10 protein-coding genes are annotated in these 12,340 nt (G+C 64.5%); 3 read left to right on the top strand and 7 right to left on the bottom strand.

The window, feature by feature from the left end:
* Positions 1 to 50 precede the first annotated feature (50 nt).
* From DMX12_RS23180 to DMX12_RS23170, 3 genes are all read right to left on the bottom strand, one after another.
* Positions 51 to 1,355 (bottom strand): CitMHS family transporter, encoded by a 1,305-nt coding sequence (locus DMX12_RS23180; RefSeq protein ID WP_054905323.1) that lies wholly within the window; start codon positions 1,353 to 1,355, stop codon positions 51 to 53.
* 122 nt (positions 1,356 to 1,477) lie between these two features.
* Positions 1,478 to 2,791 carry a C4-dicarboxylate transporter DctA gene (dctA, locus tag DMX12_RS23175; RefSeq protein ID WP_054912565.1) on the bottom strand — a complete coding sequence of 438 codons (1,314 nt, stop codon included), beginning with the start codon at positions 2,789 to 2,791 and terminating at the stop codon, positions 1,478 to 1,480.
* Between the two features lie 72 nt (positions 2,792 to 2,863).
* On the bottom strand, positions 2,864 to 3,943 hold the full coding sequence (locus DMX12_RS23170) for a 4-oxalomesaconate tautomerase (RefSeq protein WP_082416152.1): 1,080 nt from the start codon (positions 3,941 to 3,943) through the stop codon (positions 2,864 to 2,866).
* A 147-nt stretch (positions 3,944 to 4,090) separates the two neighbouring features.
* Here DMX12_RS23170 and DMX12_RS23165 point away from each other — a divergent pair, with 147 nt between their 5' ends.
* Positions 4,091 to 4,984, top strand: coding sequence for a LysR family transcriptional regulator (locus DMX12_RS23165; RefSeq protein WP_054912566.1), 894 nt, complete (start codon positions 4,091 to 4,093; stop codon positions 4,982 to 4,984).
* A gap of 59 nt (positions 4,985 to 5,043) precedes the next feature.
* On the opposite strand, the gene tcuB is transcribed toward DMX12_RS23165, so the two are convergent.
* From tcuB to DMX12_RS23145, 4 genes are all read right to left on the bottom strand, one after another.
* Positions 5,044 to 6,225, bottom strand: a complete 1,182-nt coding sequence (gene tcuB / locus DMX12_RS23160; protein WP_110679547.1) for a tricarballylate utilization 4Fe-4S protein TcuB — start codon at positions 6,223 to 6,225, stop codon at positions 5,044 to 5,046.
* Positions 6,206 to 7,660 carry an FAD-dependent tricarballylate dehydrogenase TcuA gene (tcuA, locus tag DMX12_RS23155; protein WP_110679546.1) on the bottom strand — a complete coding sequence of 485 codons (1,455 nt, stop codon included), beginning with the start codon at positions 7,658 to 7,660 and terminating at the stop codon, positions 6,206 to 6,208. The genes tcuB and tcuA overlap by 20 nt, the downstream gene beginning before the upstream one ends.
* A gap of 142 nt (positions 7,661 to 7,802) precedes the next feature.
* Positions 7,803 to 8,723, bottom strand: coding sequence for a LysR family transcriptional regulator (locus DMX12_RS23150; RefSeq protein ID WP_054905328.1), 921 nt, complete (start codon positions 8,721 to 8,723; stop codon positions 7,803 to 7,805).
* Between the two features lie 78 nt (positions 8,724 to 8,801).
* Positions 8,802 to 9,566, bottom strand: coding sequence for a substrate-binding domain-containing protein (locus DMX12_RS23145; protein ID WP_232108614.1), 765 nt, complete (start codon positions 9,564 to 9,566; stop codon positions 8,802 to 8,804).
* A 262-nt stretch (positions 9,567 to 9,828) separates the two neighbouring features.
* On the opposite strand from DMX12_RS23145, the gene DMX12_RS23140 reads away from it, so the two are divergent.
* Both DMX12_RS23140 and DMX12_RS23135 read left to right on the top strand, forming a co-directional pair.
* On the top strand, positions 9,829 to 11,073 hold the full coding sequence (locus tag DMX12_RS23140; RefSeq protein WP_110679544.1) for an MFS transporter: 1,245 nt from the start codon (positions 9,829 to 9,831) through the stop codon (positions 11,071 to 11,073).
* Positions 11,074 to 11,080: 7 nt separating this feature from the next.
* A complete protein-coding gene (locus DMX12_RS23135; protein WP_110679543.1) occupies positions 11,081 to 12,334 on the top strand; it encodes an arsenic transporter in 1,254 nt (417 codons plus the stop codon).
* Positions 12,335 to 12,340: the final 6 nt, after the last annotated feature.

The following is a 12,340-nucleotide window of genomic DNA, read 5'->3' as shown; positions in this document are numbered from 1 at the left end:
TCTATTGTTGTTTTTGGGTGAGCGGGGCGCCGGTCGGCGCCCGAAGCAGTTCAGACGAAGAAGGACAAGGCACCGGTGGCCAGCGCCAGCGCAGTGATCACCAACGATGTGAGCACCGCCCATTTCACCGTGGCTTTCTGGAAATCACCGATGTCGCGGTCGACCATCCCCACCAACAGCAGGGTCGAGGCCACCAGTGGGCTCATCAGGTGCACCGGCTGGCCCAGTACCGAGGCGCGGGCGATTTCAATCGGGTCGATGCCGTAGGCAGTCGCGGCATTGGCCAGGATCGGTACCACGCCAAAGTAGTAGGCATCATTGGACAGCACGAAGGTCAGCGGCATGCTGGTCAGGGCCACCACCAGCGGGAACCAGTGGCTCCAGGCGGCAGGAATCCAGTCGACCAGGGTCTGCGCCAGGGCGTCGACCATCTTGGTGCCCGAGAAGATCCCGGCGAAGATGCCTGCGGCAAATACCAGCAACACCACGGTCATGGCATTGCCCGAATGGGCGAGGATGCGTTCTTTCTGCAGGTCCAGTTGTGGGTAGTTGATCATCAGCGCGGCGACGAAGCCGATCATGAAGAGGATCGCTGCGTGCATTACCCCGAATACCAACGCGGTCATCACGGCGATCACCAGGGCCAGGTTCACATAGGCCAGGCGTGGACGCTTGTGGGGAGCGTCGCCGAGGATTTCCTTGATGTAGCAATTGCCACCACCCGACTCCAGGGCGGTGTTCCCGATGCGGCGACGCTCGGCACGGCCCAGCAGGAAGGCGGTGAACACCACCCAGGCAGCGCCACCGATCACGGTCGGCAACATCGGGATGAAGTATTCGGTGGCGTCCAGGCCCAACGCGGCGATGGCTCGGGTCGCCGGCCCGCCCCAGGGGCTCATGCCACTCATGATACTCAGCGACAGCATCGATACCGTGGCCAGGATCATCGGGTTCATGCCGATGCGCCGGTACAACGGCAGCATGGCAGCGCACGTGATCATGTACGTGGTGGTGCCGTCACCGTCCAGCGCTACCACCAGCGACAATAGCGCGGTGCCGATGGCGATCTTGACCGGGTCGCCATTGACGCGCTTGAGGATCTTGCGGATCAGCGGGTCGAACAGGCCGGCATCGATCATCAGGCCGAAGAACAGGATGGCGAACAACAGCAGTGCGGCTGACGGTGCCACCATTTTCAAGCCATCGAGCATCATCTTGCCCAGTTCGGGGGCAAAGCCACCGATCACTGCAAAGACAATCGGTACGACGGTGAGCGCCACGATGGGTGACAGGCGTTTACTCATGATCAGGTAGGTGAAGGTCACCACCATGATCAGGCCCAGGAGTGCGAGCATGGTTTTTTCTCTTGTTTTTACTGTGTTGCGGCCGCCAGCAGGGCAGACGGCCCCCTACCCCACCCGCACCGTCAGGGTGCTGGGTGGGATTTCAAGTCAGCGAGGACAGATGGAAAAGGTATTCAGCCGTGGTGCCGAGGCTCTGCAGCCCAGTCGGCCTGCGCCGTGTCGGTTTCGTCTGCAGCGGCCGGGATCCCGTTCAGGCGGCGCAGCAGCGTTTTCCGGTCACAGGCATTCTCCGACAAGGAGATGACCACGGTCGCGACGGCGTTGCTGGCCAGGCTGGTCAGGGCGCGCGCTTCGGACATGAAGCGGTCGATACCGATCAGCAAGGCAAGCCCGGCCAGCGGGATGTCGTGAATCACGGTGAGGGTCGAGGCCAGGGCCACGAAACCACTGCCGGTCACGCCTGCTGCCCCTTTGGACGACAGCAGCATGATCGCCAGCATGGTCACCGTCTGGCCAAGGGTCAGGTCGATGTTGCAGGCCTGGGCGATGAACACCGCGGCCAGCGACAGGTAGATGGCCGTGCCGTCGAGGTTGAAGGAATAGCCAGTCGGCAGCACCAGCCCGACCACGCCCTTCTTGCAGCCCAGTTTCTCCAGCTTCTCCAGCATGCGCGGCAGCACCGGCTCGGTGGAGGACGTGCCGAGTACCACCAGGAATTCCTCGCGGAAGTAGCGCAGCAGCTTCCACAGGCTGAAGCCATACGCACGGCAGATGCCGCCGAGCACCACCAGCACGAAGAACGCACAGGCGATGTACAGCGTACCGACCAGCTTGGCCAAGGCACCCAGCGAGGTCACGCCGTACTGGCCGACCGTGAACGCCAGTGCACCGAAGGCGCCGATGGGGGCGAAGCGCATCAGGTAGCCGAAGATGCGGAACACCATGGTCGAGGCCGATTCCAGCACATTCAGTACCGGCTTGCCCTTCTCGCCCATGGACGACAGGGCAAAACCGCTGAGCACGGCGATGAACAGCACCGGCAGCACCTCACCCTTGTTGAACGCACCGATGAAGGTGTCCGGGATGATGTGCATGAAGAAGTCGACCACGCTGAGCTTGGCCGCCGACGCAGCGTACTGGCTCAGCCCGGCAGTGCTGAGGGTCGCAGGGTCGATGTTCATGCCGACGCCCGGGCGGAACAGGTACACCGCCGCCAGGCCGATCATCAGGCTGACCAGGGTCAGGCCCAGGAACAACAGCAACGTCTTGCTCATCAAGCGCCCCAGGGAGCGCTTGTCGGTCATGCCGGCGATACCGGTGACGATGGTGCAGAACACCACCGGGGCAATCATCATCTTGATCAGCTTGATGAAAGCATCACCCAGCGGCTTGAGCGCAACGGCCTGTTGCGCCCAGAAGTGGCCGACCACTACGCCCAGCAGGACGGCGCAGAGGATCTGAAAGTACAGCGATTTGGCGAGTCTCATGAGGCATCACCCATTGTTGAAATTGTGCGGATGCGCTTGTTGCAAATGTTTGGAGCTGAACGGCTGCCAGAGTTACCCGGCCAATCTGCGGAATGTAGGGGCGTAAACGAAACCTGAGAACAACCGTCGGGCAGTTCGCACCACCGAGGCCTGGATGGTCTTGCCATCGGCGCCGGTGCGCGACAATGCCACATCGATGCCACCGCTTGGGTGTTCCAGGCGCACTTCGGTCAATTGCTCGGCGCCCTCGCCCAGCAGTTCACCGATCACGGTGCCAGGGCTGACACAGGCAGTGGCCAACCCGATCGAACCTGTAATGGCCAGCGCGCGGTGGCAGCTGTGCGGCATGAAGTAGCGAACCTGCAGGGTGCCGTCATAGCGCGGCTTGGAAACCAACACCGGCTTGGGGATGACCATCCCGCTGACATCGCCCAGGCCCATGGCCTTGCCGGCCTTCAGGCGCAGCGCTTCCAGGCGCTTGAGCAGGTCTTCGTTGGCATCGAGTTCGGCAGGCGTTTCCGAACCGGTGACACCGAGCTGGCTGGCCTCGACCACCATCATCGGCATGGCCATGTCGATGCAGGTGACCGGTACGCCGTCAATCACGTCCGTGGCCTGGCCGGTCGGGAACAGCTTGCCGGTCTTGCTGCCAACCGCATCGAGGAACGTCAGCTGCACCGGGGCGGCAGTGCCCGGAACGCCATCGATCGCCGTGCGGCCTTCGTAACGCACGATCCCGCCGGGGGTTTCCACCAGCGAGTTGACGAACGTTCCGGTGTTGAGGTTGCGGATGCGCACCAGGGTCTTGCCTTCCTGGCCCTTGACCAACCCTTGCTCGATGGCGAACGGGCCAACGGCGCACAGCATGTTGCCGCAGTTAGGGGCGGTGTCGACCCTGCGCTGCGCGACCATGACCTGCACGAACAGGTAATCTACGTCAGCGTCGGCATGCAGCGAAGGGCTTACAATCGCCACCTTGCTGGTCTGCGGGCTACCGCCACCGATCCCGTCGATCTCCAGTTCATGCCCGGAGCCCATCAGGTTGATCAGTAATTCGTCGCGCTCGACCACGTTGGCAGGCAGGTCCCAGGCGTGGAAAAACGGCCCCTTGGAGGTGCCACCGCGCATGAGTACGCAAGGAATTCGTTGCATGATTTCGCACTCTTGTTGATCAATGGACATCATTGATGTTGTGGACACAAGATTGACAGGGATGGATAAATCAATCCAATGCAAATATCGTAGCTATTATTCCGATCCAGGCATCAATTAGACACCGGGGCCAGAGAGCGATTCGAGATGGAATATGAACTCCAAGACATCCGATCTTTCGTGAAAATCGCCGAACTCGGCAGTTTCCACGAGGCTGCGGAAGCGCTGCACTTGTCCCAGCCGGCGCTCAGCCGGCGGATCAAGAAGCTGGAAGAAGGGTTGGGCACGTCCCTGCTTGAGCGCACCACCCGTCGCGTCAGCCTGACCAGTGTCGGGCGCGACTTCCTGCCCAAGGCCAGGCGCCTGCTGGATGACTTCGAAGACTCGATCCTGAGCATTCGCGAGCTGGCCGAGCGCCAGACCGGCCAGGTGACCCTGGCCTGCATCCCCACCGCCGCGTTCTATTTCCTGCCGTCGGTGATTCGCGACTACAACGAGCAATACCCGAAGATCCGTATCCGCCTGCTTGACCTCAGTGCCAACGACGGGCTTGAAGCCGTGCTGCGCGGTGAAGCCGACTTCGGCATCAACATGATGAGCGGCCAGCACCCGGACATCGAGTTCGTCTCGCTGGTACAGGAGCATTTCGTGCTGGCCTGCCGTCGCGACCACAAGCTGGCAAACCGGGATTGCGTGACCTGGACGGAACTGGCCGACTACCGCCTGATTGGCGTGGGCCGGCTGAGCGGCAACCGAATGCTGCTGGACCACGCCCTGTCCGGGCTCAACCTGCGGCCCAAGTGGTTTTATGAAGTGCAGCACCTGTCCACCTCGCTGGGCATGGTCGAAGCCGGGCTGGGCGTGTCGGCCATGCCCAGCCTGGCCATGCCCAACGCCGACCACCCGACGCTGGTCAGCGTGCCGCTGACCGAGCCCGAGGTCACTCGCACCCTGGGCCTGGTCTACCGGCGTGGCGCCTCGCTGTCGCCGGCGGCGGAAAAATTCGTCTCGATCCTGCTGGAGAAGTGGCCCAACCGCTGACCGGTCAGCCTGGCGTTGGCCTGGGTGCAGCGAGGGGTGCAGGGCGGCAGCACTCATCGTCATTCCCCGCCCAGGCCGAGGGTGTTGGGGCGGCGCTTCTCGATGGCGAACTTGAGCAGGGCCGCCGAGCGGAACAGCCCATGGGCGAACTTGCCATAGGGCAACGTGATGAACAGCGCCATGACCGTACCCAGGTGCAGCGCCAGCACGATCGCCATTGCTGCGGTATCACGCAGGCCCAGCAAGGCAAGGCCACTGGCGCTGACCAGCAGCAGGAGCAGGATGAAGGCACGGTCCATGGGGCGCTGGGCGACGTCGCCCTGCTCCGGGGCCCGGCGCAGGTTCAGCGCCAGCAACCCGAGCGGGCCGACGATCAGGCCGATACCTCCCAGGGTACCCAGCAGCACCGGCGCGCTGAGCAGCGGGTATGGCGCCTGCTGGCCCAGCAGGTAGTGGTAGCCGGTAGCGACCACCGTGGCGGCAAAGCACAGCATGAAGCCGTAGAAGGTCATGTGATGGAAGCGCCGGCGCCACAGCGTGTAGCGGTCATCGGCATTGTTGCAGCCCTGGCCGTGGCCACCGTCCAGGTACTTCAAGGTCAACACCGCGCTGGTTGCCTCCAGCACGGCGCCTTGGGCGGGTTGCGCCTGGGCGTTTGCAGGCGAGACAGCGCGCCAGAAGCGACGTACCGCCACCCCAAGCGCCAGGCCCGCCGCAGCGAATACCCCACCGAACATCAATGCCAGGGTGTTGTGCGGGAATACCGCGTAGAAGTTGCCGGCCAGCCGCCCCGGCAACAACGTGCCGTTGAGCCACAAGGTCAGCAGCAGGAACAGCGATAGGGCCAGCGACAGGGCAACGGCGACGTAGGTGCCGTTGTGCTGATACAGCCGGCCGAAGCGGGCCGGCCAGGCATACTCGGCGTAGGTCTGGCCACGCACCTTGGCCATGGCCTGGGGTACGTTCACGGCAAATTCGTGGGGGGCGGCGTACTGGCAGGCATGCAGGCAGGCCCCACAGTTGTGGCACAGGTTGGCCAGGTAGTGGATGTCGGCCTTGCCGAACTCAAGCCGACGGGTCATTGCCGGGAATACGGCACAAAAGCCCTCGCAGTAGCGGCAGGCATTGCAGATACGCATTTGCCGGTCGACTTCCTGCTCTTCCAGGTTCAGCGCAGGTATCAGTTCGAGTGCTGCGGGTTGGGCGACGGGCTGGCGTGCTTCAGGCAGTTGCGCGGTCATGGTCGTTCTCGTGTTCTGGATGGTCGTGGCCGGTTGCAGCAGCGGCGCTGGTGCCGGCGATGCGGCCGAAGGCAGTGCCGATGGACATGCCGACACCTGCCGTGTAGCCCTTGCCCAGCACATTGCCCGCCATCATTTCGCCGGCGACGAACAGGTTGGGGCTGGGCCGACCGGCAAAATGCACGGCCGCCGTTTCATCGGTGCGCAGCCCCAGGTAGGTGAAGGTCACGCCGGGGCGCAGCGGGTAGCCGTAGTAAGGCGGCGTGTCGAGCGGCCAAGCCCAGTGGCTTTTCACCGGTTGCAGGCCTTGGGTGTGGCAGTCGTCCAGGCGGGTGTGATCGAAGCTGCCGACCCGGCAGGCGCGGTTGTAGGCCTGCACCGTCTCGACGAAGGCCGGCACGGGCAAACCGAGCAACGCCGCCAGCCCCTCCAGGGTGTCGGCGCGGGCGCCCGGGAACACTGGCGGCATGAAACGACCTAGGGCTTTCTGGTCAATGATCGAGAAGCCCACCTGCCCTGGCTGCTGAGCCACCAGCCGGCCCCAGATGGCATAGCGCTTGGGCCAGAAATCCTCGCCTTCATCGTAAAAGCGCTGGCCGTCGCGGTTGACCACCACCCCCAGCGACACACAGTCGATACGCGTGCAGATGCCGCCGTCGTAAAGCGGCGCCCGGGCGTCGATCGCCACCATGTGCGCTTGCGTGGGGTCGCCGATGGTGTCGGCACCCTGTTCGATCATGCGGCGCAACAGCACCCCTTCGTTGAACCGCGTACCACGAATCAGGAAGTGGTCCGCAGGCCATTCGCCCCGCTCGTTCTGCCCCCAGGCATCGCGCAACCACTGGCGGTTGGACTCGAAGCCACCGGCCGCCAGCACACAACTGCGCGCCTCGATACGTTCGCCCGGCAGGGTGCGCCCCTGAACCTCGCGCGCCGGCACATGGGCCGCAACGAAGCGGCCGTTGTCCAGCTCGATGTCGGCCACAGGCGTGTCGTAGCGTATCTGCACGCCCAGCGCTTCGGCGCTGCGGAAATAGGCATTGACCAGCGCCTTGCCACCCCCCATGAAAAACGCGTTGGTGCGGGCAGTGTGCAGCGCACCGGACAAGGAAGGCTGAAAATGCACGCCATGCCGGCGCATCCAGCCCCGGCAACTGGCAGAGGCACGGATCACCAGGCGCGCGAGCTTTTCGTCGGTCTGGCCCCCGGTGACCTTGAGCAGGTCCTGCCAGAACTCCTCTTCCGGGTATGCCTCGACCAGCACATCCTGCGGGGCGTCATGCATGCAGCGCAGGTTGCGCGTGTGTTGGGAATTGCCACCACGCCAGGCGCGGGGTGCGGCTTCGAGCAGCAGCACGCTGGCTCCGGCCTCGCGCGCCATCAGCGCGGCACAGAGGGCGGCATTACCCCCTCCGATGACTAGCACATCGATCATTTCGCCTCCAGGTCACGAAGCGCCGAATGGTCGGCTGCTCCTCGTGGCCAGGGACTTTAATCAGTGACCGGGCGGGGCGAAACGCGATGACACCGGGGGGGCCTTCAGTTTTTCTAAAGGGTGGGCAAGCGGCGGGCCACCGTCAGAGCAGCCGGGCGCCAGGCCACCGCCCCTGCTCCACCAGCGCCCGCGCCACTTCCTGCAGCACGATCCGGGTCGCCAGTGCAGCCGGTGACAGCTCGTCGTCGGCCAGGCTGACCATCACATTGCGGCGCTGCGCCTGGGCATCATCAATGGCATAGACCCGCAACCCCGCCTGGTGCGCCCGGGCCACCGTGGCGCCCGGCTGCAGGGTGGCGGCATGGCCCGCACAAACGCAATCCATCAGCAGCGACAGGCCATCGACTTCCATGACAATGTTGGCCTCCAGCCCGGCACGCTCGAAGATCGCGCGCAGGGTCGCGCGCAAGCCGTGCTGTGTGCTGGGCATCACCAAGGGCAGCGTGGCGATCTGCTGCAACGTCAGCGATTCACCCCATTCGGGGCGCACCAGCGCGGCGGGGATGAGTGCAAACAGCCGCTCGGTCAGCAGCGGCCTCACATCCAGCCGCGGCCCCGCTTCTGCCTGGAACAACACCGCAAGGTCAAGGTGCCTGGCGTTGAGCTGGTTCACCAGGTAGCCCGACAGCATCTCCACCAGGTGCAGGCGTATGTCGGGGTAGCGTTCACGCATCTTGTCGATCAGCGCCAGGCCCAGCACCGACGCTGTAGTCGGCGCCAGGCCCACGCTGACATAGCCGCTCATGCGGCCGCTTTGCGCGGCCAGCACAGCGTGCTCTGCCTGGCGCAGGGCCAGGCGCGCGTGGTACTCGAAGGCCAGGCCCGCAGCAGTCGGCGACACGCCGGTGCTCGAGCGCGTCAGCAACCGGGTACAGACCTCGCTTTCCAGCTTCGACAATTGCTGGCTCAGTGCCGAAGCACCGACGCCAAGCTCGACCGCAGCCCTGCCAAGGCTGCCGTGCTCCAGGACACTCAGGAAATAGCGAAGTTGACGTAACTCCATACAGCTCTCTTTCAACGATAGGGGGCTATCCTTGCGCATCTTAGCCTGTAGCAGGCCCGATGGCGCCGCCCCCTGCCGCTAACCGCGCGAATGGGGCAGTGGCTTCAGGCCGCTGTCCTCGATCGCTGCGTCGGCTTGTGGCGATGCCAGGTAGTCAAGCAGCGCCTGCGCGGCGGCATGGTGCTGGCTGTTGCTGACCACCGCGCCCGAATACAGGGTCATTTTCTGGGCTTCGGCCGGGATCAGGCCAACGATATCGATGCCCTTGACGGGTTTGAGCTCGCTCAACTGCTGGAAGCCGATTTCGGCCTGGCCGCGAGCGATCACAGCGCCTACCGGCTCGGCAGGAATCATGTGGGCCTTGGCCGCGAAGCCAGCACCCAGGTGCATGCCGGGGAACAGGGTCTTGGACAGGTAGACGCCGCTGGCGCTGTCGGAGTACGCCACCGATTTGCTGTTGAGCAGTACGGCGCGCAAGCCCTGCAAGGTGCTGATATCCGGCTTGGGCTGGCCTTGGCGCACGGCCATGGCGATGAATGATTGGCCCAGGTCGACCCGGCTGCTCTTGTCAGCCTGGCCACCCGCCACCAGCTTGTCCAAGGCAGCACCCACCATCAGCACAACGTCCGCCGGCTCGGCACGGGCAAGCCTGTTGGGAATGGCCTGTGGCGTTTCGCCCATGGAAGGCGCGGCCAGCACCTGCAGCTTGACCCCGAATTCCTTCTCGTAGGCAGGCGCCACCTCCCGGATTGCGCCCATGATGCCACCGGAGCTCAGGACCGTGAGGGTTGGCGGTTCGGCAGGCGCAGCCTGGGCGAGCGAGCAGGTCAATGAAGATGCCATTACAGCAGCACAGGACAACATTCGAAACACTGGAGTTTTCTCCGCAGTAAAAGCACGGCATGCTAGCGAAGCGGGAAGCGCCTGCGGCGTGAAGCAGCCATTAAGAATGTTTCACGTACGGTTTTCGGAGCGCTTTTCTACGCCCAGTTGTCAGTTGAATAACGACCACCGAGCATGGCCCGGGCGAAGCCGTGTGCCTGTCCGTTGCGGCCGGCGCACACCGCAGGTGCGCTCCTCCCATGATCCCTTTCGAGATTGCATCTTGGCCAAACCACGCTCTCCCGCTTCCCCCGACGGCGCCCTCGACTGGCTGAACTTCTTTTTGGCAGATGTGCGCGACGGGCTTGGGCCATACCTGGCCATCTACCTGCTGGCGGTGCATCAATGGCAACCGGCAAGCATCGGCCTGGTAATGAGCCTGGCGGGCATTGCTGCACTGTTGGCGCAAACCCCGGCAGGGGCATTGATCGACCGTACCAAAGCCAAGCGTGCCGTGGTGGTGATCGCTGCGCTGCTGGTGACTGGCAGCTGCCTGCTGTTGCCGTGGATTTCCTCGTTCGGCGGGGTAGCCCTGACCCAGACCATCAGTGCCCTGGCGGGCTCGATCTTTGCACCAGCGATTGCCGCCATATCCTTGGGCATCAGCGGCCCCAAGGCCTTTACCCGCCGGGTAGGCCGCAACGAAACCTTCAACCATGCCGGCAACGCCTGTTCGGCGCTGCTGGCCGGCGGCCTGGCCTACCTGTTCGGCCCGGTGGTGGTGTTCTACCTGATGGCCGTCTTGACCGTGGCCAGTGTGGTGGCGGTGAGCTGCGCGCCTGCCACGGCCATCGATCACCAACTGGCTCGCGGCCTGGCGCATGGCCCTGGCGGTGATGACGCCCCTGCAGGTCTGCGGCTACTGCTGCACAACCGGACCTTGCTGGTATTCGCCGCATGTTGCGCGCTGTTTCACCTGGCCAACGCGGCCATGCTGCCACTGGTCAGCCAGAAGCTCTCGCAGGTCGACCTGCAGCTGGCCACCCCGCTGACCTCCGCCTGCATCGTTGCCGCGCAACTGGTGATGGTGCCCATGGCGCTGCTGGTAGGCGCCAAGGCCGAACACTGGGGCCGCAAGCCGTTCCTGCTGATCGGTTTCCTGATACTGCCGCTTCGCGGGGCGCTCTATGTGGTGTCTGACAACCCGTTCTGGCTGGTAGGCGTGCAACTGCTCGATGGCATCGGCGCCGGGATCTTCGGTGCGCTGTTCCCGATTGTGGTCAAGGACCTGACCGAAGGCACCGGCCGATTCAATGTGAGCCTTGGCGCGCTGACCGCGGTGTTCGGGCTGGGCGCCGCGCTCAGCCCTGGCATCGCCGGGCTGGTGGTGCAGGCTGCGGGCTACGATGCGGCGTTCCTGACCCTGGCCGGTATCGCCGGGGTCGCCTTCATCCTGGTAGTGGTGGCGCTGCCAGAAACGCACCCGCGCAGCCTGCCAGCGCCAATGCCAACACCTGTCGGAAACTGAGCGCCTTATGCCTGTCAGTGAAAGTGCATTGATCATCTGGGCGGTCGCCGCACTGGCGACCTGCGGCGTCATTTTGCGCCCATGGCGCGTTCCGGAGTACGTCTGGGCCATGGGCGGGGCGGTGCTGCTGGTCGGTCTTGGCCTGATGACGCCTCGGCGGGCCCTGGCCGCGGTGGCCGAAGGCGGTGACGTCTACCTGTTTCTGATCGGCATGATGGTACTGGCCGAACTCGCTCGCCAGGAAGGCCTGTTCGACTGGCTGGCACGGTATGCCGTGCAGCATGCGCGGGGTTCCGGGCAACGGCTGTTCGACCTGGTATTCCTGGTGGGCACGCTGGTTACGGTGTTCCTGTCCAACGACGCCACGGCCGTGGTCCTGACCCCGGCAGTCTATGCCGCTTGCAAGGCCGCCAAGGCCGACCCACTGCCCTACCTGTTCATCTGCGCCTTCATCGCCAACGCCGCGAGTTTCGTCCTGCCTATCTCCAACCCTGCCAACCTGGTGGTATTCGGCAACCATATGCCGCCACTGCTGGACTGGCTACGCCAGTTCAGCCTGCCTTCCCTGGCCGCAATCTGCCTGACCTATGGGGTGCTGCGGGTGACTCAGCGCCGGCAGATCCGCCAACCGCTGGCGCTGAGCGTGAGCGGCGCGCCCCTGACGACTGGCGCCCGCCTGTGTGCAATGGGCATCGTGGTCACCGGCGCGTTGCTGCTGGGCGCCTCGGCACTGGACCGGGCGCTGGGGCTGCCAACATTCTGTGCCGGGGTGGCGACCACGGCACTGATCCACCTGTGGCAGCGACGCAGCCCACTGCCGGTGCTGCGCCACGTGGCCTGGGGCGTGCTGCCCTTGGTGGCAGGCCTGTTCATCCTGGTCGAAGCCGTTGCACAGACCGGGCTGATCGAACGCCTCGCCCAGGCACTGGCCAGCCTGTCCGCACAAACACCGGTTACCGCCAGCTGGGTCGGCGGCGTGGGTGTAGCGATCGCCAGCAACCTGATGAACAACCTGCCCACCGGGTTGATCGCCGGGTCCATGGGCTCGCTGGTGGCGCTGCCCCAGCAAACCACTGCAGCCTTGCTGATCGGCGTCGACCTGGGGCCGAACCTGTCGATTACCGGCTCCCTGGCTACCCTGTTGTGGCTGGTGGCGATCCGCCGGGAGGGGGAGCATGTCAGCGCATGGCGTTTTCTGTGCCTGGGTGCGCTGGTGATGCCGCCTGCATTGGCCGCCGCGCTGCTGGCCCTGTGGGTATGACAGGGC

Source organism: Pseudomonas sp. MB-090624 (assembly GCF_003205245.1).
GTDB lineage: Bacteria > Pseudomonadota > Gammaproteobacteria > Pseudomonadales > Pseudomonadaceae > Aquipseudomonas > Aquipseudomonas juntendi.
The sequence above is the reverse complement of the archived record's forward strand: the minus strand, read 5'-3'. Positions and strand labels throughout refer to the sequence as shown.